At 46.7% G+C, this 24,239-nt stretch carries 24 protein-coding genes; 16 read left to right on the top strand and 8 right to left on the bottom strand.

Annotated elements, in window-relative coordinates:
- Position 1: 1 nt before the first annotated feature.
- Positions 2-1,330, top strand: coding sequence for a glycolate oxidase subunit GlcF (gene glcF / locus OU814_RS03770; protein ID WP_268180576.1), 1,329 nt, complete (start codon positions 2-4; stop codon positions 1,328-1,330).
- A 54-nt stretch (positions 1,331-1,384) separates the two neighbouring features.
- Here the strand turns inward: glcF and OU814_RS03765 are convergent, their stop codons facing one another.
- A complete protein-coding gene (locus OU814_RS03765) occupies positions 1,385-2,089 on the bottom strand; it encodes a Crp/Fnr family transcriptional regulator (protein ID WP_017290414.1) in 705 nt (234 codons plus the stop codon).
- A gap of 374 nt (positions 2,090-2,463) precedes the next feature.
- On the opposite strand from OU814_RS03765, the gene OU814_RS03760 reads away from it, so the two are divergent.
- From OU814_RS03760 to pgsA, 3 genes are all read left to right on the top strand, one after another.
- Entirely contained in the window at positions 2,464-3,522 is a 1,059-nt protein-coding gene (locus tag OU814_RS03760) for a hypothetical protein (protein ID WP_268180574.1), read from the top strand.
- Positions 3,523-3,647: 125 nt separating this feature from the next.
- Positions 3,648-4,418, top strand: a complete 771-nt coding sequence (locus tag OU814_RS03755) for a sugar transferase (RefSeq protein WP_225885674.1) — start codon at positions 3,648-3,650, stop codon at positions 4,416-4,418.
- 87 nt (positions 4,419-4,505) lie between these two features.
- Positions 4,506-5,024, top strand: coding sequence for a CDP-diacylglycerol--glycerol-3-phosphate 3-phosphatidyltransferase (gene pgsA / locus OU814_RS03750; protein WP_017290417.1), 519 nt, complete (start codon positions 4,506-4,508; stop codon positions 5,022-5,024).
- Here the strand turns inward: pgsA and OU814_RS03745 are convergent.
- The gene (locus OU814_RS03745; RefSeq protein ID WP_268180571.1) at positions 5,017-5,931 is read right to left on the bottom strand and encodes a ChaN family lipoprotein; all 915 of its coding nucleotides are present in this window, start codon (positions 5,929-5,931) and stop codon (positions 5,017-5,019) included. The two genes, pgsA and OU814_RS03745, sit on opposite strands and share 8 nt — an antisense overlap.
- 121 nt (positions 5,932-6,052) lie before the next feature.
- Between OU814_RS03745 and OU814_RS03740 the strand changes: the two genes are divergently transcribed.
- Together OU814_RS03740 and OU814_RS03735 are read left to right on the top strand one after the other, a co-directional pair.
- On the top strand, positions 6,053-6,352 hold the full coding sequence (locus tag OU814_RS03740) for a hypothetical protein (protein WP_017290419.1): 300 nt from the start codon (positions 6,053-6,055) through the stop codon (positions 6,350-6,352).
- A gap of 114 nt (positions 6,353-6,466) precedes the next feature.
- Positions 6,467-7,774: a homoserine dehydrogenase gene (locus OU814_RS03735; RefSeq protein WP_017290420.1), complete on the top strand. Its 1,308-nt coding sequence runs from the start codon at positions 6,467-6,469 to the stop codon at positions 7,772-7,774.
- Positions 7,775-7,849: 75 nt separating this feature from the next.
- Here OU814_RS03735 and OU814_RS03730 read toward each other — a convergent pair whose 3' ends face one another.
- Positions 7,850-8,836, bottom strand: a complete 987-nt coding sequence (locus OU814_RS03730) for an integron integrase (RefSeq protein ID WP_017290421.1) — start codon at positions 8,834-8,836, stop codon at positions 7,850-7,852.
- A 514-nt stretch (positions 8,837-9,350) separates the two neighbouring features.
- Between OU814_RS03730 and OU814_RS03725 the strand changes: the two genes are divergently transcribed.
- From OU814_RS03725 to OU814_RS03715, 3 genes are all read left to right on the top strand, one after another.
- Positions 9,351-9,737 (top strand): hypothetical protein, encoded by a 387-nt coding sequence (locus tag OU814_RS03725; protein ID WP_268180568.1) that lies wholly within the window; start codon positions 9,351-9,353, stop codon positions 9,735-9,737.
- 598 nt (positions 9,738-10,335) lie between these two features.
- On the top strand, positions 10,336-10,695 hold the full coding sequence (locus OU814_RS03720) for a DUF6972 family protein (protein ID WP_268180566.1): 360 nt from the start codon (positions 10,336-10,338) through the stop codon (positions 10,693-10,695).
- The gene (locus OU814_RS03715) at positions 10,658-10,915 is read left to right on the top strand and encodes a hypothetical protein (RefSeq protein WP_268180564.1); all 258 of its coding nucleotides are present in this window, start codon (positions 10,658-10,660) and stop codon (positions 10,913-10,915) included. The genes OU814_RS03720 and OU814_RS03715 overlap by 38 nt, the downstream gene beginning before the upstream one ends.
- Positions 10,916-11,022: 107 nt before the next feature.
- Here OU814_RS03715 and OU814_RS03710 read toward each other — a convergent pair whose 3' ends face one another.
- The 4 genes from OU814_RS03710 to OU814_RS03695 form a co-directional block, all read right to left on the bottom strand.
- Positions 11,023-13,275, bottom strand: a complete 2,253-nt coding sequence (locus OU814_RS03710; protein WP_268180562.1) for a glycoside hydrolase family 65 protein — start codon at positions 13,273-13,275, stop codon at positions 11,023-11,025.
- A 293-nt stretch (positions 13,276-13,568) separates the two neighbouring features.
- A complete protein-coding gene (locus tag OU814_RS03705; protein ID WP_017290424.1) occupies positions 13,569-13,766 on the bottom strand; it encodes a ChaB family protein in 198 nt (65 codons plus the stop codon).
- Between the two features lie 113 nt (positions 13,767-13,879).
- Positions 13,880-14,686: a hypothetical protein gene (locus tag OU814_RS03700; RefSeq protein WP_017290425.1), complete on the bottom strand. Its 807-nt coding sequence runs from the start codon at positions 14,684-14,686 to the stop codon at positions 13,880-13,882.
- A 178-nt stretch (positions 14,687-14,864) separates the two neighbouring features.
- Positions 14,865-15,470, bottom strand: coding sequence for a chorismate lyase (locus tag OU814_RS03695; RefSeq protein ID WP_017290426.1), 606 nt, complete (start codon positions 15,468-15,470; stop codon positions 14,865-14,867).
- 200 nt (positions 15,471-15,670) lie between these two features.
- Between OU814_RS03695 and OU814_RS03690 the strand changes: the two genes are divergently transcribed.
- Together OU814_RS03690 and OU814_RS03685 are read left to right on the top strand one after the other, a co-directional pair.
- A complete protein-coding gene (locus OU814_RS03690) occupies positions 15,671-15,925 on the top strand; it encodes a hypothetical protein (RefSeq protein WP_268180558.1) in 255 nt (84 codons plus the stop codon).
- A gap of 27 nt (positions 15,926-15,952) precedes the next feature.
- Positions 15,953-16,258 (top strand): hypothetical protein, encoded by a 306-nt coding sequence (locus OU814_RS03685; protein WP_017290428.1) that lies wholly within the window; start codon positions 15,953-15,955, stop codon positions 16,256-16,258.
- On the opposite strand, the gene OU814_RS03680 is transcribed toward OU814_RS03685, so the two are convergent.
- Positions 16,222-18,252, bottom strand: coding sequence for a pentapeptide repeat-containing protein (locus tag OU814_RS03680; protein ID WP_268180556.1), 2,031 nt, complete (start codon positions 18,250-18,252; stop codon positions 16,222-16,224). The two genes, OU814_RS03685 and OU814_RS03680, sit on opposite strands and share 37 nt — an antisense overlap.
- Positions 18,253-18,525: 273 nt before the next feature.
- On the opposite strand from OU814_RS03680, the gene OU814_RS03675 reads away from it, so the two are divergent.
- The 5 genes from OU814_RS03675 (at position 18,526) to OU814_RS03655 (ending at position 24,155) form a co-directional block, all read left to right on the top strand.
- Positions 18,526-19,464 (top strand): pentapeptide repeat-containing protein, encoded by a 939-nt coding sequence (locus tag OU814_RS03675; protein ID WP_268180554.1) that lies wholly within the window; start codon positions 18,526-18,528, stop codon positions 19,462-19,464.
- A 121-nt stretch (positions 19,465-19,585) separates the two neighbouring features.
- Positions 19,586-20,446 (top strand): alpha/beta fold hydrolase, encoded by an 861-nt coding sequence (locus OU814_RS03670; protein ID WP_268180552.1) that lies wholly within the window; start codon positions 19,586-19,588, stop codon positions 20,444-20,446.
- A gap of 247 nt (positions 20,447-20,693) precedes the next feature.
- A complete protein-coding gene (locus OU814_RS03665; protein ID WP_268180550.1) occupies positions 20,694-22,172 on the top strand; it encodes an N-acetylmuramoyl-L-alanine amidase in 1,479 nt (492 codons plus the stop codon).
- A gap of 68 nt (positions 22,173-22,240) precedes the next feature.
- Positions 22,241-23,227, top strand: coding sequence for a glycosyltransferase (locus tag OU814_RS03660; RefSeq protein ID WP_017290433.1), 987 nt, complete (start codon positions 22,241-22,243; stop codon positions 23,225-23,227).
- 4 nt (positions 23,228-23,231) lie between these two features.
- The gene (locus tag OU814_RS03655; protein ID WP_268180545.1) at positions 23,232-24,155 is read left to right on the top strand and encodes a glutathione S-transferase family protein; all 924 of its coding nucleotides are present in this window, start codon (positions 23,232-23,234) and stop codon (positions 24,153-24,155) included.
- Positions 24,156-24,239 lie beyond the last annotated feature (84 nt).

Genomic DNA, 24,239 nt, shown 5'->3' with positions numbered 1-24,239 from the left:
AATGCAAACTTCTAATCCAGCGAAAAATTCTGGCGGCTTCGATGCCCAAAATCCTCCTGATCCGAAGCTGATCGATTCTTGTGTGCATTGTGGCTTTTGTCTATCAACCTGCCCCAGTTACCGGGTCATCGGTAAAGAAATGGATTCGCCCAGAGGACGAATTTATTTGATGGATGGGATCAACGAAGGTGAGATTCCACTGAACCCCGCAACGATTCAGCATTTTGATTCTTGTTTGGGCTGTTTGGCTTGCGTCACGACTTGTCCGTCGGGGGTGCAATATGACCAGCTCATTGCCGCGACTCGCCCGCAGGTGGAGCGACAAGATGCGCGATCGCTGCCGCAAAAGCTGTTACGCCAATTTATTTTCTCGGTCTTTCCTTATCCGAATCGGATGCGGGCGTTGTTGCGACCGTTGGGCATTTATCAGAAGTCGGGATTACAAAAAATCGTCAGATCGATGGGATTTTTGAGCGCGATCGCGCCTCAACTGTCTGCGATGGAAGCAATTCTGCCAGATATTCCAGCGAAAGCGTTTACCGATACCATTCCGGCTCTCATTCCTGCCCAAGGCGAAAAACGCTATCGAGTCGGAATGCTGCTCGGCTGTGTGCAGAGATTATTTAATCCAGAGGTCAACGATGCGACTGTGCGGGTTTTAACCGCAAACGGCTGTGAAGTCCTTGTGCCCCAAACTCAAGGCTGTTGTGGCGCGCTGTCTCATCACCAAGGGCAAGAAGAACAGGCGAAACACTTTGCCCGCCAGATGATTGATACCTTTGCCAATACGGGAGTTGATGCCGTTTTGGTCAATGCCTCCGGGTGCGGTCATACGCTGAAAGAATATGGTCACATTCTGCAAGACGATCCGAATTATGCAGAGCCAGCAAAGGCCTTTGTTAAAAAGGTGAAAGATGTGCAAGAATTTCTTGCCGAAGTCGGCTTAACGGCAAAGCTTTCTCCCCTACAAGAACAGCCGCTAACTCTGGTTTACCAGGATGCTTGCCATATGCTGCACGGTCAAAAGATCAGCGTTCAACCTCGACAACTGCTCAGAAAGATTCCGGGCGTACAATTGCGTGAACCCATCGATGCTGCACTCTGCTGTGGAAGTGCTGGCATCTACAATATTCTTCAGCCAGAAGTGGCGAATGAGTTAGGGCAGCAAAAGGTTGAGAATTTAACGAATACAGGTGCGAGTGTCATCGCATCGGCAAATATTGGCTGTTATGTGCAAATTTCTCGACATTTGAAACTGCAGGGCAAAGCAGTTCCGGTGCTGCATCCGATGCAATTGTTAGATTATTCAATTCGCGGCATTCAGCTATAAAAAAGGCTCCAAGATTTCTCAAATCTTGGAGCCTTAAAATCTTGACGCATGATGCTAAATCATGAGCCGTTCTAGAGCATGAGCATCGGGAATGCACAGCACATCTCGATCTCGCACGATCAGTCCTTTTTTCTCTAACTTGCTCAACACTCGCGTTACTGTCTCGCGTGCTAATCCACTCAAACTACTGAGTTCTCGATGCGGTAAGTTTGGAATCTCTGTTCCAGATGGACTGCGCTTCCCTTGACCGTCCGCTAAGAACAACAGAATGTCCGCGACCCGCGATGTACTATCCGACTCGCGCAATCTCAAGCGTCGATTCACTTGGCGCAACCGTCGCGCCATTAATTGCGCCAACCGAATTCCGGCTTCTGGCTCAGACCCTAACAATTGCACAAAATCTTGAGCGGGCATATTGCCAATCACGGTGGGAGCCAGCGTAATCACATCGGTCGATCGCGGAACTTCATCGAGCGGAGCCATTTCGCCAAATAGCTCACCTTTGCCCAAAATATTCAGGGTGACTTCTTTGCCATCTAGGTTATAGGTGCGAATCTTCACCCAACCGCTGAGAATGAAGTAGACCGAGCTACCCCAATCATTCTCTAGCAGGATCACTTGATTCGCAGGATGGTTTCGCATGACGACATGGGCGATCGCTTTTTCGATCGCACTTTCAGGCAACCCCTCAAAGAACGGGGCTGAGCGGATCGAAGCGTTAATCGTCGTGTCGCGGAGAGTTGTGAATCGGTCTTCCATTGAGGGTATAACCAGAGTGCGGCATGAAAATGAGCGCGAGATGACCCAAATGACATAATGAGGGACGAGGCTAGAATGCCCATTCACCTCAACGATTGCACAGCCGCGCTCCTCAGCAATTTAGACATATTTTAGATGGTTTGTAGAATTTGGCATGAATTTAGCCAAATTCGTCACCCGCCAAACCGCAAAATCTAAAATTCAACCTGAAAATTCTCCTGATTTTGGCGTAAAGCTTTGTTTCGTGAAATAGAACGATCGTGTAATTCCCTGTAACACTGGCAACAGATGACGCAGTTCGGGCAACCTTAAAGATAAGTTGAGAGTCAAGCCAAGTCCGGTCTTGCCGAATTTTTACTCAAGGGTTTTTTGTTGTGACTGCTAATCAAGATCAAATTCAGCGTTTGCTGACGGAAGTGCAAGATGTTCTCGCTCAGCGGAGTCCTCGATTGCCTTGGGGATCTGCGGCACAAATTGCCCGGCAGCGCCAAGTTCTCAAACAAGTTCGAGCTTATTTAGAAGCCGTATTATCGCACCTCAATCAAGCCGATCAGACGACGAAAACTGAGGCTCAAGCTCAGGATGTCATGCAATCTGTGATCCAAGAAATGAATGCTTTGCGATCGACCCTGCTACATCCACTGCACGCTGAAGTTGCAACCTTAATGCAGCAGCGAAACGCGCTCACCAAAGAAATTCGTCAACTCGAAGCACATCGCCAAATGCTAGAGCAACCCGCGCCGACTGAAGCAGTTTCGCAACCTGGTCTACCTGATGTGAATCAAGCTGATCAAGCGCTGACGACTTTAGATACAACTCTGCATGTCGTCTTTGAATCTCTGCAAAAAGACATTCAGGCGTATCAGGATTCTCTGTCCCAAGGTATCGATAAACTGCATAGTCTGGGACAGCAGAGTGAAGCGATGTTTTCTGGAATTGTCGGGCGATTGGCAGCCCAGATGGGGAGAGATGCCTCGACCTTTCTACAAGCCTCTGACCCGTCCATTTCACCAGAGGCTTTCAGGATGCCTTATGCCGGGACTGAATTCGTCCCGACTCAGATCGAGTCGGGACGATCGTCCTCGCTTGAAACCATTACTGTATTGACTCAACTCATTGATCAATTAGAAGTAGAAGTCGATGAATTTCCACTGTCGATTCCAGCGGCTCCGCCTCAAAACGGGATCAGCAGTGGTCGGGACATCCCATCTGACCTCAAAAGTCTGTTTCAGGCGGGTTCACCCAAGGTTGAACCGACGATCGATGCAATGGCTTATTCCGAGTTGAGCCAAGAAACCACGTTAGAACAGTTAAATCCGTCTGTCCCTCACTCGTCTCAGAGCACTCCGAGTGCTGAGGAACCCATTATTTTCACCTTGGAGGGCATCGAAAATTTATTTCTTGAGGAATCGAAAAATCCGCCTAATGGCTGAGTTGGAAGCGTTTCATCACTGAAAAGGCGGATTTTCCCTTATCAACATTCAAACTTCATACAATTGAGCGGCAGTTCAAAGTTTAGACAAACCCTTACGGGATGTCAGGTTCGGGATCAGTAGGCATGAATATAGTGACAGATGAGTTCTCCGAATCCTACTACCTGGCTATCTCCGTGATGACGTTTACTGAACTTCCTCCCTCCCACTTTCCTGCTTCTCGTCTCAATTCTCAAGAAGGTGCCTCAGCGCGCCATGCCCTCCGCCTAAGTCCTGAAGTCCGTCTACCTCATGCTTCAGTGCAGAGTAAACTCAAGCGTACGATCGACATCTTAGGCGCTGCGGTTGGCTTATTGATCACAGGCTTGATTTTGATTCCGATTGCGATCGCGATCCAAATTGATAATCCGGGCAAAGTCTTCTACAGCCAAATTCGTTGCGGTGTAAATGGTCGTCCGTTCCGTATCTGGAAGTTTCGCTCGATGGTGACGAATGCCGAGAATTTGAAGCATCTGGTTCAGAATGAAGCGAAGGGCAATATCTTCAAGAGCAAAGACGATCCGAGAATTACTCGAGTAGGTAAGTTTTTACGTCGCACTAGCTTAGATGAGTTTCCGCAATTCTGGAATGTGTTGCGAGGTGAAATGAGTCTGGTTGGAACCCGTCCGCCGACCGTTGACGAAGTGAAAGCCTATGAAGCACATCACTGGAAACGCTTGAGAGTGAAACCCGGCATTACGGGAGAATGGCAGGCAAACGGGCGCTCTAATGTCAGCGATTTTGAAAGCATCGTCGAAATGGATTTGGAATATCAGCGCAAATGGTCAGTACTCTACGATTTGCAATTAATTTTCAAGACGGTTGCAGTTGTCCTCAAGAAGGATGGTGCTTGTTAAGGCTTGCCAGCGTTCGGTAACTCCTTTAGCTTGATAATTGGGAGAGTCCTGTTTGGATTCTTCCAATTTTTTTATGTCAATCGTTTTATGAATCTGCCAACTTGGATTACAGTGTCGCGCCTGCTCGGTGTGCCGATTTTGCTCTATGGCTTGCAGTCTCCGACGATCGAGACTCGCTGGATAATGGTCGGGGTTTTTCTCATTGCTGCTGGAACCGATTGGGTCGATGGCTATCTGGCGCGAAAGCTCAATCAAGTGACGGATTTAGGTAAATTTCTTGATCCATTGGTGGATAAACTCTTGGTGCTGGCTCCTTTACTCTCGTTGGTAGAATTGCAGCAGATTCCAGCTTGGGGAGTGTTTATGATTTTGGCGCGGGAATTGACGATCGCAGGATGGCGCGTTGATCCGAATCTGCAAAAATCGGTGCAAGGAGCAAATTTCTGGGGCAAGCTCAAAACGGTGAGTCAGATTGCTGCGATCGCGCTGCTGATCGCCCCATTACCGCAGCAATGGCAACTCTTATCCGTAAGTCTGTTTTGGGTTTCGGTTGCGTTGACCTGGATCTCAGGTGCGATCTATTTATTTCCTCCGAAGACTACTTAGTGCGATTCTTCCAGAAATAATCTGCGATCTCTTTTTCTTGCAAAAATTCGACCGGAGGATTGAGCAAGATCGTAGATTGCTTGATTCTGGGCAGACGACGTGCCACTCGACTAGGAATTCCATCGCCATAAACAACATGCCCTTGACCCGCGAGGATGACCATTTGTCGATCGGGATTTTTTTTCAAAAATTGCGCGATCGCGTCTGCCATCGTTTCGTCCCATAAAACTTGAGCTTCAAAAAATCGTTCAAATCCGCGATTGTTGCCTTTTCGGCTGTGAAAGCTATCGAATATTGTGCGGAGGCGATCGCGATATCGAGTTGGCTCAAGGCGAATTTCAGCAATGGGGGCAATGTAGCGCTGATCTTTAGGTGTCAGACTGTTTAGCCCTTGACGTGAAACTTTACGAGTCACTTCAGTCGGTGCATTCAAAGCTACGATCGGGAGCTGGTTTTCTTTGGCGAAGGCAACGATCGGCGCATAAAACTCCCAGGGGAACCCCCATCGCTGATCGTATTCGGTGGATTCTCGCAGCGCTTCCTCGGTTATCGCTCCTGCAAGATAGCGATCTAAACCCGATTGAAATGGGCGTTGAAACATTTCGAGACCGATCGCTAACTTGGGATTCTGCTGATGTAAAGCTTTCAGCAATTCTATTTGAGCTTGGTGATCTTCCTTGCTGTCATGAGTTTCGCCTAGATATATCACTCTCGACTTGGCGAGTTGCTGGATCACGGTTTGAGGATCAAGCTGTGATTGAGTTGGGGTACTAACGGAAACCTCAGCAGAAATAGTTTGAGCACAAGCAGGTGCAATCCAGAGAACTAGCAAACTTAGGGATAAAGCACAACCGGTTGTGAAAAATTTTCTTGCCATGAGCGATCGTAGACAAACTGCTCTCATCATGCCGTAGATTGCTCGTGCTTTTCTACCTTAAGGTACCGTCGGGCTACCTCGATCGAGGGAATTTTGCCAACCTTGATCGAGCTACTGTCAGAAACAGATAACATTTTTGGGGCGAATCGATATGGCAACCGATCCAAAAGCAGCAGAACCAGGAAAAGGGGCAGCAGGAAACGACCATTGGGCAGTTCAGACTGCACAGCCGACCGATGTCAATCCACCCGATGAGCGGATTCCGTCTGGAGTAGATGTAGAGCGGAATGTGCATGATCTTGAGGCAGCAGTCGAAGCTGAGGCGGAGACTGATTTGAAAACGACAGACGGCTATGTGATTACTGAATCGGGTCAAATCAACAATTTCGCAGTTGAGCCACCGATCTATTACGAAGATAACAGCGGCAATCGAGTAGACTTACCTGATTAATTCGTTTTTAGCCCAGTTGATGAAAATAGCGCGATCGCCTAAAGCGCGATCGCGGTTTCTTCAGGGTCTTCCCTTCCCATAAAATGGAAGATCTGTTGTAGTGGGAAAAAAGCTGTGGCGTTTAAAGTCGGTTTATTAGGATTGGGAACAGTCGGACTTGGAACAGTCGAAATTCTGGGCGATCCGGCTCAGCGTCACCCTTTAGTACAAGAATTAGTCATTCATAAAGTGGGCGTGCGATCGCTCGATAAGCCTCGTGATCCTCGGATTCCTAAAGAAATTCTCACAACGGATTTAGAGTCGATCGTGACCGATCCAGACATTGATATTGTGATCGAAGTGATGGGTGGGTTGGAGCCTGCTCGATCGTTAATGCTGAAAGCGATTCAGCATAAAAAGCATGTTGTGACGGCAAACAAAGCCGCGATCGCAAAATTCGGCGATGAGATTTTTACAGCAGCGACCGAAGCGGGAGTGCATGTCTTACTAGAAGCCGCAGTGGGGGGCGGAATTCCTGTGATTGCTCCGATTAAACAGTCGCTTTGCTCGAATCGGATTCGCACGGTCACAGGCATCATCAATGGAACCACGAACTATATTCTGACGCGGATGCAGCTTGAGGGCGGCGATTTTGCTGAAATTCTCGCGGATGCCCAAAAGCTTGGATATGCTGAGGCTGATCCAACTGCCGATGTCGATGGATTAGATGCAGCGGATAAGATTGCGATTTTGGCATCTTTGGCGTTTGGCGGACGGATCAAATTGCCAGAGGTCTATTGTGAAGGGATTCGCCATGTGAGCGCGATCGAGATTGGGTATGCCGAGAAGTTAGGGTTTGTGATTAAACTGTTGGCGATCGCGAAACGGAAAGCGAGTGAAGAAGAGCTTGAGGTGAGAGTTCATCCAACGTTAGTTCCAAAAGCTCACCCCTTGGCAAGTGTAAATGATGTATATAACGCAATCTTGATCGAAGGCGATCCGGTTGGACAGGTGATGTTTTTCGGGCGGGGTGCGGGCGCAGGACCGACAGCAAGTGCTGTGGTTGCAGATGTCTTGAACATTGCTGCCTTGTTGAAGACTGATCTATCAGAGCTAGCAGGTCAGCCTCCCATTCTTGATCCTTTAATCGCTTGTGCGCATCAGCATTACTGTGCGATCGCACCCATGTCAGATCTTTATACGCGCTTTTATGCTCGTTTTCTAACTCGGGATTATCCAGGGGTAATTGGAAAGATTGGCACTTGCTTCGGCGATCACGAAGTCAGCCTGGAATCTGTGGTGCAAGCAGGCTTCCGAGATGGAGCCGCCGAAATTGTAGTTGTAACGCATGAAGTTCAAGAAGGAAATTTCCGCAATGCGCTGAAAGAGATTGAGGAGATGAAGGAGATCGAAAAAGTCGCTAGTGTTCTACGTGTTCTTTAGACAGCGTAATCAAACTGCCCAGGATGTTGCTCAAAATCTTTTATCTTTTGAGAAAGCTAGAGGAGTGCGATCGCGCTAAGAATCAAGTGGACTTCGCACCCCTTTTCCACCCCGATTAAGAACGTGAGTGTAAATCATCGTCGTCTTCACATCCTTGTGCCCTAGTAATTCTTGCACCGTGCGGATATCGTATCCCGCTTCCAGTAAATGAGTTGCAAAACTATGGCGAAAGGTATGACAGCCGACTCGTTTCTGAATTCTTGCAGCAAACACTGCTTGCTTGAGGGCTTTTTGCACTCCGCTTTCATGCAGATGGTAGCGATTGATTTGCGAGGTTCGAGGATCACGACAGCGACGATCTGATGGAAAAACAAACTGCCACACCCACGATCGTTCCGCATTGGGATACTTCCGGGCTAACGCATAGGGTAAATGCACAGCCCCATAACCTTGTGCTATGTCTTGCTGGTGCAATCGACGTACCCGTTGTAGATGCTCTCTCAGGGGTTCATTCAAGCTAGCGGGCAACATCGTGACTCGGCTCTCAACACCTTTTGGAGTGCGAACGATAATTTGCTGTTGGGCGAAGTCGAGATCTTTGATCCGGATGTTTAACCCTTCATTTAACCGCACCCCACTGCCATAGAGAACCTGCACCACAAGCTGATACACGCCAGACAAATTGCTAATCACAGCCCTGACTTCCTCCTTGGTCAGCACGGTCGGCAAGTAACGCGGTTGCTTAGCTCGAACGGCATCAATGGAAGCATCTAATTCTTGGCGTAACACCTCGCGGTAGAGAAACAAAATGGCGCTGAGAGCTTGATTTTGAGTAGAAGCTGCTACCTGTTCCTGTACTGCAAGATGCGTTAAAAATGCTTCAATTTCTGGACTTCCCATATCTTTGGGATGAGTCTTGTTATGAAATAGGATGTAGCGCCGAATCCATTGAATGTAAGTTTGTTCAGTGCGATATGAATAATGCTTCACCCGCAACAGGTCAGAGACTTGTTCGAGCAGTTTTCTGGGGCGTGGCTCCATCAGGGCAAATCCTAACTCCATAATTCTGTTATTCAGGATCTTAGGCAGACAGGAACAGGTTCTCTTTTGGAAGAAATACGGAAAGTTTCCGCCTAAGATCCCTGTCGAGGGGTATTATGCGGAAATCGTGTCGGGCTAAGTGGCTCAATCCGGACTTAGGCAGAAAGATTCTGGCTAAGTAGCCCAAATTGGGATCTTAGCCAGAATCTTTCAGTCCAAATAATAGTTAGCCTGCTTACTTTCCAGTGATGAAGGTTGTGACTATTTTGAGTTTGGTATTGAAGTCAGAATGAGTTAGTGCTCTGAAAAATGTGATTTCAAAGGTTATGACTATGCAAAATCACCTAGAAAATTAATTTTTTTGGTGAAAACTCAATTGTCGTTGAGTAGTGAAGTAAACTGCGATTACTGTTGAATTTTGAAGGACGATCGGGGTTGCATCTTAGTTTCAGTCTCATTTCCCCTTGAGTTCTAATGCAGCAGTTGACTGATTCATAACGCTGATTTCCGTTCACTTTCGTATAGAGGAAATGAAATGAGTAGTCTGCCAACAGTGCAATTTGGTTCGTGTCAAGTTTTGGAGAGAGACGGAAAAACTTATTTTGTGTGGCCTTTAAGTGACGAAACAAAAGCCAAGATACGCAACCTTCTAGAGGCTCCAGATCTAAAATTTGGATTCTCTAACACATTAGAGGAAGTTCCACCGTTTTTCTGTCATGAGTGTGGTGCAGAGATTACTTTCTTTGATCAAGTGAGGGTAGGCATATCTGGGGGATCGCATTCGTCAGAGCGATTGATTCAGGCACTTCAGGAGAAAGTATTAGTAGGAACAGGAGCGGTTCATCATGTAACCTGTGAAAATGGTCATGGACAAGTTATACCTATGGGATGGGCATCAAACTTCGGATGGACATACGATTGAGCCCGTAGAAGCGGTTTCTTTTAGAGTACGCGCAGGGATTTCTATTCTTGATATACCGTCTGCACTTTATTGTTCTTAGCATTGATAGTTGCTCGCGGTATTAGCTCATGGTGTAATTTCCTGCTTCAGGTTCGCTAAGCATAGTGGCATAGCGAACTTGTTTTGTTATAAGCACGGGCTAACAACTCGGGTGCAGCGGATTGATCGAAGCTGCTTGGGTGGGATGCAAAGATTTCGGCAACCGCTGACCCGAACCGTTATGCGGCTTGGACTTGTTGTACTAGGGTGAGGTAGGTTGTACTAGGGTGAGGTAGGCTCAGATGAATGACGGAATCAAGTGGGCTACGCTTCTAATGTTGGGTGTGGGTTTAGCAATTATTCGGTCAGCCCCAGATTCTTGGTTCTACTTTGGCTTTAGCATTTGTGCTGTTGCTGTACTTTCATAGCTTGAAGCTTGCTTCAAGGATTTGAAGAACACATCAATTGCAGAGATTCGCAAGACACAGCCCAAGGATTGAACCAGAAGAAAGCTTACCACTTCTAATTGGCATAATCGCTTACAATGGGCAATTCTGAGACAGATGCGATCGCCTAACTCATGAGCGGAATTGACCGAGATATTACCCCTGACCCCCGACCAAGCCTGATCGATCGCCATTTACCAAATACTCCTCAAGTCCAGCGGCTGCTCCGCAGAGAAGGTAGAGCGCATGTATTCAACGACCTCGAAACCCTAAAACAAGTCACTCAGGCTATCATCTCAGGTGGAGAGCGAACTGGAGTAGAGGATGAAGACGATGATTATGAACGGTATGGACTCTACTTTTCCGAGCCAATCGGCTACATAATTAGAGTAGATGGAAGCCAAACTCCGCTTTACTACGGCGAGATCAAAATTGTGAAAACAACAGGTGAGTATCATGCAATCCCACGCACCAGTCCTCGCAGAACAAGCTAAAACCTGGAAATTTCTGGAACTCTGGGTTGATCCAGTTCTTTTTCCACCTAAAATTCTCATGCTAGTGGGTGATCAAGATGGCACTTGTCGTATTTTTAATCCTACATCTGACTATAAACTTGTAGTCACTCACTCCAGTTATCAAGCAGCCCAAGAGTGGCTTCTTGAGGATGAATATGAACGAGTCAAAGGGCAACTTTTGGCCGAAGAAGTTCTTTAATCAAGAGATTAAACTCTTGCCAAAACGCTGTATGGCAAGTCGTTGGAGCGGCGGATGAAGATTTGTTACTTCGTTTAAGTGTTGTCTAGCGCCGCTCAACTTGGTCGTTACGTAGAAGCAAAATGGCTCTGCATCGATTGCTCAACCGCTTCACACAGCACACCTGTCTGCGACAAATCGAATTCATACCATTGGTCTTGCCAACAGAGGCGGAACTTCAATCTTGTCCAATGAGCAGGCAAACTCGGACAAGCGACAGGGCCTAGGTCTGTTAAGCGAATTCCTGCAAATCCAAACACGATCGCTTGCCAAAGCCCACCTGCTGAAGCTGCATGAACTCCTTCAGAAGCATTGCCTCGCACATCTTCGAGATCCACTAATGCTGCTCGCATAAAATGCTGATACGCTTCATCCACGTAAGACAAACCACACGCTAAAATCGCATGGACGGCTGGTCCCAGAGATGAACCATAGGTATGGTCAGTACGCGGCACATAGTAATTCCAGTTTGCCTGCAACGTCTCATGATCAAACTGCTGCCGCAAGAGATACAACATCATCAACACATCAGGCTGCTTGAGAATCTGACGCTGATTGGTCGGTTCAATGCCTAATAATGCTTGCATCGATTGCGATCGCGGTTCGTACTCTTGAAGATTCACATCGATCAAATCGAAGAACCCGTCAAACTGCTCGATCAGCTTGGTTTCAGGGTCAGGATAAATTGTTAGAGATTGCGCGATCGTACCCCAAGTTTTAAGCTCCTCTAGAGTCAAATTTAACTTCTGACGCAATCGCAATGCTGTTTCCGGATACGATTTCGCGAGCCAATCCCACACCATTCGCGCAGAGCGTAAATTAAATTGCGCCATTGCATTCGTAAACGCATTATTGTTGCAATGCTCATGATTTTCATCAGGACCAATCACATCTAAAAGCTCATAGCGTCTCCCCGTCCATTTGACAGCACTTGCCCAGAACTTTGCCGTTTCAATGAGAATCTCTGCTCCACAGTTCCTCATCCAATCGTGATCGCCTGTGATCTGCCAGTATTGCCAAACCGCATAAGCAACATCTGCAGTAATGTGATGTTCAATGTCACCACACCAAATCCGAATCAATTCTCCTTTCGCACCCGGAACCCATCGCGGGGTTACTTCATCGCCTGTTGCTGCGCTCTCCCACGCATACATTGCACCTTGATAGCCTGCTTCTCTCGCTTTCCGGCGTGCTCCTGCTAACGTGTTATAGCGATAGGTGAGAAGATTTTCTGCGATCGCGGGCTGCGTCAAGGCAAAAAACGGCACGATAAAAATCTCTGTGTCCCAAAAAACGTGCCCTCGGTATGCAAAGCCCGACAGCGTTTTTGCAGGAATGCTCACACGATTATCGTGACGCGGAGCTGCAATCATGAGTTGAAAAAGATTGTAGCGAATACTAATCTGCGCTGTTAAATCGCCTTCAATGACCACATCACTGTTCTGCCAAGTGATTCCCCAAGCCAGCAGATGTGCTGCAAATAGCGTTTGATAACTGGGCGACTTTGCTAGTCGTCGAAGTGCTACCGTCAGCGGAAATTCTATATCACGCGAGGTATAGATCGAAACGATTTTCTCAGCAATCACAGTTTGATTCGGTGCGATCGTCGTTGCAGCCATTAATGTGTTCGCGCAATCACGAACTGGAATCGTTTCATCAGCTTTCGTGACGGTTAGTTTTGCGGCTAGTCCTAATTGCAGCCCAGTATGCAACGTCTGGGTCGATAACCACATTAAATTGTTCAGACTGCCCGTTTTCAGGGTCATCCAATGCGGAATGGTCACCGTCGTCGGATGCGCTTCAAATCCAGCCTCGATTTCTACTGAACCGGAAAAGTCGATCGAGGTAACCTGCACCCGCATTGCCATGACATGTCGATCAGACAGACTACAAAACCGCTCAAATCGAAATGCAAAGTGATGACCGCTTGGACTACGCCATTGCACCGTACGCGTCAGCAAGCCTGCTTTCAAATTCAAGCGTCGCTCGTAGTTGAGAATTGCTCCATGATCAAGTTGAAACTTTTCACCGTCTAACTTGATGACCAAAGGCAACCAATTTGGACAGTTGACTAATTCCGTTTGCACGATCGGAGCATTATCAAACATCCCGTGAATTAAAGTTGCGGACTGATCGCCAGGAAATCCTTCTTCAAAGCTCCCCCGTGTTCCTAAATATCCATTCCCGATCGTAAAGACTGTTTCCTGAGCATGAAGTTTTTCAGGATTGAGCGCTGTTTCGAGAATGTTCCAACTCTCTGTATCTGAAGTGACGTGATCAAACTGAGCTGTATTCAATTGCGACATTGAAACCGTAGGCATAACCGAAGACCTTTGAACTTGCAGGACAATAAATCGCACGTTTGGGGTAGATGGAGCGATCGAACAGATCACGAGTCGGTTATGCGGCTATCGATTCTAGGAGTGATTAACTCGCAAAATGTCTACCTTCATCTCTCCATTGATAGAGTTACGCAATGAATCTAAAAAATACGGACGAAGGTGTTATTCGATATAAAGCGAAATATTTTTAAATTTTGTGAACAAAACTAAATCAATGCAAAAAGCCCTCACCTGTTTGCACAAGCGAAGGCTTCGGATTCAGTTGAGCTTAATTACAGGACTTCAGCAATTTCACTATTTGGGCTGAATGCTTGGCTTCTAATCGCGCTCCAAGCAATTTGATGAGCTTTAGACTCTTCTCCATACCATTGAAGTGCAGAGTTAAATGCTACTCGATAAAAGTGTTGAGCCGGTTCAGAAAGGCGATCGCGAACACTATCCGGTAGTTCACGATTACTTTGGTACGACATTCAAGCCGCCTCCAGGAGATTGGATATCTTCGAGTATCCCCGCAATCTGGCAGTAAATCGCCTGCCCTGCGGAATATCTTTAGATTTTGGGTCAATTAGCACGCTTGCCGAGATCACTCGCTAGCTGCGGGTTCTTCTTGTTCTGCAACCGCTTTTAACTTGCTATGAAACTCAGTGCCCACCGCCGTTGGCATAAATTGATGAATGGGAGGATGCACTTCTTCTGGAAGTTCTAAAACAGATTCGGGTGCAGCTTGCCCATTTTCAATCGATTGTTCAGTTGGCTGTGTGTCATCCTGCCATTTGATTCTCATCGCTTCATGGGATGCATTCAGGCTGGAGGTCGCTTGTTCGATTAAAGCATCTACACCTGCTTGCAGACGAGCCACTCGATTCAGCAGCATTTCAGGAGGAGCTAAGTGATCGAGTTCTAAGGGTGGAATCCCAGGCTCAGCGACTTCGGGTTCTTTTTGAATCTGCTCAGCAAGTTCTGCCCAAGCGGGAGGATCTTCGCTGACGGGGACAGGCGATCGACTGGGGGCTGGCAAAGCTGGAAGCGCAGCAACATCCACAGGCTCTTGAGGTCGGTTCGGTTGGGACAGATCGCGAGGGAATTTATTGCAGACTAGGCGTTCAAATTCGTAGTTGAAGTGATAGCAAGGTTGCTGCCGACGCTGCCAGAGTTGCAAAATCTGCTCGACGGAGACCACTTTGTAGCGTCCCTGGTAAAGGGCTTCGATCACCGCCCAACGCACCCAACTGACAGAATAGGTAGTTTGCCAACGATCGACGAGTTGCCGCACCCGTTCTTCGCCCAAATCAAAACCGTAGTGAATTAATAAATCCACTACATGGGCTGCAGCTTCATGCCAGACGGAGCTGCCTTTATCCGAAGAATTCCTCGCTGGATCTGTTGACATAATCCGCTATTTTAGGGCAAAACCGGATTTAATTTCCTCTACTCGAACCATTCTTCTTTGCATTGTCGGAAGATTGACTAGATTGAACAGACTGTCTGCATGAATATCCTGGCGAATCGAATTCGGAAATATTCAGGCTTTGAGGCGGACTTTTAGAAGTCAGCGTCTTCGTTGAGCGTCAACGCGCCTTACCCAAATATCGCTCCAAATAAGGCGAAAATACCTCATAAATCAGCGTAAACGGTTTGCCATGATGCCAGAACAAATAATGCCGTCCCCACAGTGGAGCAGAAACCCCAAATGCTGCCTCTAATGCCGCTGACCGTCCGTAATGCAATCCTTTAATCTCGCGGTATAGCTCCATGCGCGATCGCGATAAATTCGACCAGATGGGCTGCGATCGATTCTGCAAATACTCATCGATATGGCTCGACTCCCACCACGAAGCCGCATAGCCTAACCGCTGACCTGAAGCTGTTCTTAACCAAATCTGTCGCCGCAACCGACTGCCTGGAATTTGCTCGATCGCGCTCGGTGCATGATCTAACGAAAACCCGATCGACGACATATCGATGACATCTACCTCAGTCGGCTCGCCCGTTAAAAGCTGTAAATGCCGCGTCGGAGACCCATCTCCTAGTAACATCATTTGCCAAGCTGGAGAAAGCTGGCTGTGCGGTAGTCCTTGCTGAATCTCAAGTTCGCTTGCCTCCCAGATGGGGTCAAGACAGTGCCAGGTCGTTGGCAACGTTGCGCTATCGGAGGATCGAAAGGTCGCAGTCACGCTCGTTTACATAAGTTAACTTTCCTACATCATAACACCGCGCGAAGAATGAGGGGCAGAGCGAAAAATCGAGGATTTTGTATAAAAAATATGTATAATTTGTGGAAATGATAGTATAGATTTAGAAGCTACTCTGAGAGTTGTAGATTTCAACATCGGCACTCTCAAAGCATCGGAGTTGTAATTCAGGAGATTTTTATATGTTTAGGTCAGAACAAAGTAATGAAGCCGATGACGAGATAGACAGTCGTTATCGAAAACAGTTGAACTTGGATTTGAGCCAGGAGGCTTATGCCCTCTTGCAAACCTTATCAGCAGAATCAGGGAAGAACATGGCTGAGGTGCTGCGGATGGGATTAGCACTGTACAGCGTTGCACAAAAAGCGAATAAAACAGGCTTGACGCTTGGAATTGTCCATCAAGAAAAAGTGATTCAAGAGATTACAACATCCTAATTTTTGACGATTGCAGGAGGGGCAACAATGGGTCAACAGCAGGGCTTGAACAATGAAGATGACAAAACGCCCCTCTCTCTCGATCGCTGGTTAGAACGTGAACATAACATTGGCAAAGGTAGCCTGAAAATTCAAGACATTGACGAGATCGTCGAACCGCCTCCACGCCGCAGAATCTCTACCCCTAAAAGATTTGCGCTCCCTAAAAGATTTGTGCTGCTCTATATCTGTGCCATGGTGCTCATGTTCTGGCTTGGCTATGCAACGGCTCGGATTCAGAGCACTTCGTGTCCTCCTCAGGCATCATCATCCAACGTAAACCAAATTCTATGAATCAACTTTGCATGTTTGAGAAGGTTTAGAATTTGTTCTTGGATATGGTCTAGAACAGCGTGAAATTCTTCTTGAATCCAGAGATCCCGCTGTTGTGCCGTCATATTTTCCAAAGACTGAAACATGTCTTCACGATAGGCTTGAATGTTTTTAGTAAACTGTTCTGCCTTGCGCTCAAGGACTAAATGCAGTTGATAAAAATTAGGCGAGCCAGAGGTTCGACCGATTTCTTGCTGCTCATCTAAGCCATCTTTGAAAATGTCGATCGCTTCTTGAAACAATCGCAGAGTTTCTTCCAAATCGGAAAATCGAAATTCTAAGTCTCCTCGAATTTCCTCCATGCGTTGCTGCCCATCTGCAAGTCCGTCTCGTTCTCCTCCAGCTTGACGAAGCACGATCGCAAACTTTTCTTGTAATTCAGGAATCTGATCCGCGCTCAATCCCAAGTTGTGCTCAAATCTCGCATGGTCTACGATCGCACTGCTCAAATTAACACTCGATAAATCTGCACCTGCTAGCTCAGCCCTCGTCAAATCCGTTTCAGTCAGAATGGCATTACTCATGTAAGCTCGCCGCAGTAAAGCAGTATGGAGATTGGTTTGCTGTAAGCAAGCTCGCAGCAGATTCACACCGCTCATTTCAGCAAATGATACCTGCGCTGCTGTCAGATCGACTGCACAGCAGTAAGCTCGATTGAGCGTTGCGCCTGTGAGCGTACAATGTCGCAAGTCGGAATCTCGAAATGAGGCACGAGTTAAAGTTGCTCCAGTTAAATTAGCATCCGTTAAAGTTGCCATCATGACTCGCGCACTGCTGAGCCTAGCTCGAATTAAAGTTGCCTGCGTCAGATTTGCGCCGTTTAATTCAGCATTTCTAAGATTGGCATCGGTCAGTATAGCGCGGGACAGATTGGCAAAGGAGAAGTTCGAGCGACTCAGAGAAGCCTGCTCTAGATTAGCATTGCTCAGATCCGAGCCGCGTAAACTTGCACCATCGAGCCTCGCTTTGTAGAGATTAGCAGAGACGAGCTTAGCACGACGAATCACAGCAGAATTGAGTTGAACTTGTTCTAGATTTGCATAACTGAGATCAGCTTGGCTTAACTGCGATCGCCGTAAAATTGCTTTTTTCAAAAATGCATGTTGCAAATTCGCCCCGGTTAAATCTGCTCCAAATAGCGAAGCATTCTTAAACTCTGCACCTTGCATCTTTGCGTATTTGAGCGAAGCGCCATTGAGAACGGTGCGATTTAACTTTGCCTGATGGAGAATTGCATCGGTGAGATCGCTGCCACTGAGATCGGCTTCCGTCAGATTAGCGTGACTCAGATCTGCCTTCCTTAACACTGCATTTTTCAGATCGGCTTTGAATAGCTCGATCGTATGTTGCATCTGAGCATTGCAGAGATCAACCCGTTCTAAGATGGCATGGCTCAGATCTGTGTTTTCAAAATGAGCTTCAGAGAGCTTCGAGCCTGTTAAGTCTGCTTCGGATAAACAGGCATGGCTTAAATTTGCTTTACTTAGGTTGGTTCTTCGCAGACAGGTACCTTTAAGGATTGCCCCACACAAAATGCCTTCTACTAGCCTTGCTCCTCCTAAATCAGCTTCTTCTAAGTCTGCATCGCTCAGATCGGCTCTGACAAGATCGGTACGTGGGAGATTCGCTCGACGTAAAATCGCTTTCTGAAGGTTAGCACTGCGCATCACTGCACCTCGCAAGTTTGCCTCAGCGAGATTCGCTCCTGCTAGATTCGCCCCAACCAAATTGGCTCCTGCTAGATTCACCCCAGCCAGATTCGCTCCTGCTAGATTGGCATAAGCAAGATCGAATGTATTACAGCCACTCGCAATCAATGGGAAATCTCTTCTCTCCTCTGTTGGATATTGCAGATCGCGTTCAGGGAACGTCGGTTGTCGAGGGTAATCACAGTAAAACTGAGGTGCAAAACAACTTTGATCAGAATCGCTTGCTAAATATTTCTTACTCGGCATCTCTCAGAAGCATGATTTAAAAGGACTAAATTGTGTGATTGTTAAAAAAAGATTCAATTCCAATTGTTAAAGTGCAAAAAAATATGTCTCCTCTGTATTTTCTAGGGATTTGAGTAAAACCATAACACCCTATTTTGGTTTACTGTAGGGAAATCCTAGATTAGATGAACGAAATTGATCGTTGCGCTTACGCAGGTGCTAGACCTTATCTTCTTCTCACCCCTTAGCTTTCGCTTGTTTATTTTTATGACTAAATCTAAGTTGAGTTAACTTATGCAGCATCGTTTATCTCAATCTTTTCGTCGATCGGAATTGATAGTCGGTGCGTTGATGGGTGCAGCAATTGTTCTAGGGACTGGGTTTTACTGGCAACAACAACGGGCAAATCTGCATCAACTTCAAGACCAAATCAACGGATTGAGAAAGACGACACAAGCGAATCCAACCCTCCAGAAAGACTTACTAGCACTCGAAAAAGACCGCATTGTTTTAGAAAATGCGATTCATAGTAGCATCGTTCAGACTGGCGGGGGTTTTTTACTATTTTTAACTGCATTCATTTCTTGGAAGAATCTCAAAGCGACTCAAAAGAATGTTGCGATCGCGGCAGACAAGCAAGTCGCAGAGCGATACAGCCAAGCGATCAATCACCTCGGTAGTTCAAGCTTAGAAACTCGATTTGGCGGAATTCATGTGCTTGAAAGAATCGCTCAAGAATCGCCACAGGAACATTGGACGATTATGCAAGTGCTAACGTCTTATATTCAAGCGCGATCGCCCATAAATTCAGCTTCCTCGAAAATTGCAAGAGACATTCAAGCTTGCCTATCAGTCATCGCTCGTCGTCGCATCGAGTTCGATCCGCCTTACAATCCTTCTAGCTCTGCAACTCGCTTGAATTTAATTGAAACGCACTTGTGCAAGGCTGAATTAAGTGGGGCAAATCTGAGCAGAGCTTTACTGTTAAACTCCAATCTCAGCGGAGCCTATTTAACCCAAGTTGATTTTAGGGGTGCAAATCTGAGCTATGCAGTTCTAGTCGAAGCTTCTCTATATCAGGCGAACCTACAGCAGACCAGACTGATTGGGGCGGATTTAGAGAATGCTGACTTTCGAGGTGCGATCGGGCTAACTGTCGATCAAATCAAAGAAGCAAGAAATTGGCAGAGCGCAGAGTTTGATCCGGAATTTCAAACCCAACTCTCAAAATAAAATCAGCCGAACAACTTCCTGAGCGAAATTTAAAACCGCAGCTATACTCATTTTCAGTTTGTAACGATCGTGTAGAAATTGCTTTACATGCGATCGCGGTGTGTCTTGAGACGGTGAATTCATGCTTCTAACCCAGACTCTTTCGGATCAATATGTGCAGGTTGGTTCTGTTAGAACTCGATTTTGGCAGGCGGGAGAAGGAAAACATACGATTCTGCTGTTACATGGGGCAGGAGGATCTGCGGAGTTCTGGTATTACAATCTTCCGGGTTTAGCTCGACAGCATCGTGTGATCGCGATCGATATGGTCGGATCAGGGCGCTCTGATAAACCCTCCGCTTCGTATTCGCTGACTTACCAGGCAGAATTTATTTTGGGTTTCATGGATGCGATGTCGATTTCATCGGCAGTTTTAGTGGGACATTCGATGTCCGGTGGAGCGGCTTTACAGCTTGCATTCATGGCTCCTAAGCGGGTTGAGAAATTAGTGCTCGTTGGCAGTTTTGGATTAGGGCAAGAAGTGACGCTTTCAGCCCGATTAGCAACCTTACCTTTTGCCGTGAGATCGCTCCAGCCAAGTCCGAAGGTCATGCGTCCGATGTTGAAGCAGAATGTCTTTGATGTCGATACGATTCCACAAGAGTGGATTGATTTGCGCTATCCAATTTTCGCGCTTCCAGGACGCAAGGAACCCTTGATCCAAATGGCGCGAACCAATCTATGTTTGCGAGGGGTTAGAGAAACTGTCTATCAGCCGATCGTTGAAAATCTGAAAAACATCATTGCGCCTGCACTGATTATCTGGGGAAAACAGGATCGCATTCTTCCGGTCGCTCATGCCCATGTTGCAGCGAAGCGACTGCCCAATGCAGAACAACCATTATTGCTCGATCGGTGTGGACACTATCCGCATTTGGAGCATCCAGCCCGGTTCAATCAAGCTGTACTCAATTTTCTGACTGGAACAAGTGGCAATCACTGAAGTCATAGAACCCAGGTCTTTTAATCCGTTTTCCTATCGTGTTCAGACGACGATGTATTCTAGCAAAGGCTGAATTATCGATCGAGTAAAAGATTGGCAAGATATTCCAGCACCTAGCGCATTGCTAGGTGTAAATCGTGCTGTCCGAGCCAGTCAGGGTGTATGTGTTAACGCGGTTTCGTTTGATATGATGACTTGCGTATCTACCGAGGTGAAAAAATTATGCCTGCATCATAAAAGTTAGACCATGATCTTCGCATCGAATTGCTGCCCGGATTGCGGGGGTGTAGAAATCAAACCCTGCAAAAAATTGCTTGCTCAATCTAAAACTCAACTCAACGATCGTCGTAGTATCGCGCCAGAACGCCTGACCACGGTTTTATCTGATCGCTTAGAAACGATTCGACAAGACACGCAACAAGTCAAGCAAGTTTTTCTGGTCGCAAATCCAATTCAATTTGCCAATCAACCGATCTCAGCGGCATTGGTTAAGATTCGCAATCAAGCAGCCACAGAGCTAAAAACGCAAGGCTTTCCGGTTGTAATTGTGCCAGCCAATTTAGAACCCGCTGAAGCGATCGCTTGGATCAATCGCCGTGCTAAACCGGGGGATATTGCCCTATCTATCCGAACGGATGCTTTCTTGAACCCGAATACGAGAGGCGTGACTGCTTTTTATCGTGCAGGAGATGAGAACCGCCGACAGAAAGCACAACAACTGCTGGATCAAATTCTGGTCAATGTTCCCGCTTGGATGAATCGGGGCACAAAGCCGGATACTGAAACAGCATTGGGGAGCCTTGATTTTATTCGCCAAATGAAGATTCCTGCGATCGTATTAACGGTCGGGTTTACTTCTAGCCCAGAAGATCGAGCCATTATTCTGAATCGCTCTCAAGCGATCGCACAAGGCATTGCCCAAGGGTTAGCACTCTGGAATCAAACGATCGTCCCGATGAGTATCAATTTGAATGGGCAAGCTTCTGATCAGCAAGGTGTGATTGTGGAAGGAAACTCATACATTCCTATTAATCTGTTAGATCAGCTTGCCATTCGAGTCAAACGTCCTCAAAATGCTCGTTTGATTATTTACAACAACCAAACCTACATTAGAGCGATCGATCTCCGAAAAGTCGGCGTTTTTGTCGGCTGGAATTCCAGCGATCGAGGAGTGATTTTGCGAAACATGCTGCCTTTGAATCCAAATAAAATCAGCAGCATTATGGGACAGGGTTATCTTTCAAAAAATACGTTAGAAGCCTTTTTACAGCAGCACAATCCTCAAGCTCTCCAAACCTTCCCTAACATTGCCGAATTGTATTTAGAAGAAGCTGCGATCGAGGATGTCAACTCTGATATTGCGTTTACACAAGCCCTCATCGAAACCGATTTTTTTCGTTTTGGGAAAACCCTTCAGCCGACTCAAAATAACTTTGCCACTTTGCGAGAAGTTGGCAGTCCTTGGGAAAGTGCAGCCTTTCCGAATGCTCGCACCGGAGTACGTGCTCATATTCAATTGTTGAAAGCTTATGCCAGTTTAGAGCCATTCAGCCAAGACGTTGTGACTCCCCGATTCCGCTTTATCATCCGTGGCAGTGCCCCGCGAATTCAGCAGTTGAGCTTTTACTACTCTTCTGATCCTTCCTATGCAGAAGAAGTATTAGCAACACTGCAACAGCTTTATCAATATCAATTTGCGCGATCGCTCAGTCGGCAGAGCGGATGATTCAGATCAGAATGAACTTTCGGCTGATATGATGGCTCACATCTTACCTTCAACTCTTGGCGGCTGTCATGCGATCGCTTTATTTTCTCCTTCCTGGAACCGGAAAACGTTTTGCCTGCGGGGGTCTGTGGGCGGAGTTAAAGGCGTTTGAGCTTGCCAAGCAGATTTGCCCGGCTGAAATCGTCACATACCGCCAGCGTGAGCAAAATACACGTTTTTTAGATGATGTCCTTCAAGAAGATCTCAAGGATGTCATCTTTGTGATGAGTTGGGGATTTGATGTTGCGAAACTCGCAAAACGCTTGAAAAAACACAATGCTATCTATCACGCACATAGTGCAGGATATGGTTTTACAGTTCCATCCAATGTCCCGATCGTAACTGTCAGCCGCAATACGCTAGGCTACTGGGGACAACGTGCGCCACATTCACTAATTTACTATTTACCAAATCAGATCTCTGATGAGTTTAGCAATCAGAACTTGAATCGAGATATTGATGTTCTAATTCATACTCGAAAATCATCAGAGTATCTCTTAAACCAGCTCATTCCTACTCTTCAAAAACGCTGCAAAGTGGAAATAATTAATACTCACGTGGATAGTCTTGCAGCCGTTTTCAATCGCACTAAAGTTTACTTATACGATTCGGCAGAGTATTGGGCGCAGCAGAGAGTCAGCGAAGGCTTTGGACTGCAACCGATGGAAGCGATCGCATGTGGTTGCCAAGTATTTTCCAGTGTCAACGGTGGTTTATCAGACTATCTCGATCCAGGATTTAACTGCTATAAAATCGCGGCTTATTCGACTGAGTTTGATGTGCAGCGAATTTTAAGCGCGATCGAGCGACCTGCGCCTGTGATTCCTGAAAGCTTTTTGGCAGAATATCGCGGTCAAAATATTCTCGATCGCTTAGCAGTCATTTTGCGCGAAGTGAACGAGTTTTTTGATCACAAACAGACGCATCCCGCTACGATCGAACCATTAACGCGATCGCGCTTAGCGAAACTCGCTCTTCAGCGAATCATCGCTAAAATTCAGAAAAAGCTTCAGTAAAATCATGCCTCCAAAATTGCTCATTCAACTGGTTCGTTTTGGCTGGACAACTCTATGGCGAATCATGATGTCCAAGCTTGCGCCAAGAGACGCATCAGGTGCTTATATTCGTCCTGAGAGTGAATTTCGGAGCCAAAGCCTGATCGCCGCGCCAGGACGCTATCGATTATTCGTAGGTCTGGGTTGTCCTTGGGCACATCGAACTTTAGTGACTCGCGCCTTGAAAGGGTTAGAAGGCGTTATTTCAGTCTCGATCGTGATTCCTTCTCCAGAAAATGGAGGCTGGATTTTAGAAAAGCCTGAGCTAGGCTGTACTACGTTGGCAGACCTCTATCGACGCGCAAAACCAGGCTATCAAGGTCGATCGACGGTTCCGGTTTTATGGGACTGTGAGACGAATACGATCGTCAATAACGAAAGTTCTGAAATTATCGTCATCCTCAACTCAGCCTTTAACGAATTTGCAAAGCATCCAGAACTTGATCTATATCCAGAAGCCTTACAGCCAGAAATCGATAGCTGGAATGAGAAAATCTATCACGCAGTCAACAATGGCGTGTATCGTTGCGGATTTGCTCAAACTCAAGCAGCTTATGAAACTGCGTGTCGAGAATTATTTTCGATGTTAGATACGATCGATGAAACGCTTTCTACTCGTCGATATCTCTGCGGTGATACTTTAACCCTTGCAGATGTTCGCCTCTTCACTACTCTGTTTCGTTTCGATGTCGTTTACTATAGCCTTTTCAAATGTAGTATTCGCCGTATTCAGGATTATGATCATTTAAGTATCTATCTGAATGATTTCTATCAGCTTCCAGGCGTAGCAGAAACCTGTGACTTAGAATCTGTCAAGCGAGACTACTACGGCAATTTATTCCCGCTCAATCCGGGTGGAATTATCCCTTTAAGCGCTCAAAATCTTTAGCACTACAGATTGTCAAAAGACTTTCAGGACTTCAACTCTCTCGTTAGGAAGACGGTGTGCGATCGCAGATTTTCTAGGCTTGAA

The organism is Leptolyngbya sp. GGD (genome assembly GCF_026735145.1).
Lineage (GTDB): Bacteria > Cyanobacteriota > Cyanobacteriia > Leptolyngbyales > Leptolyngbyaceae > Leptolyngbya > Leptolyngbya boryana.
The sequence above is the reverse complement of the archived record's forward strand: the minus strand, read 5'-3'. Positions and strand labels throughout refer to the sequence as shown.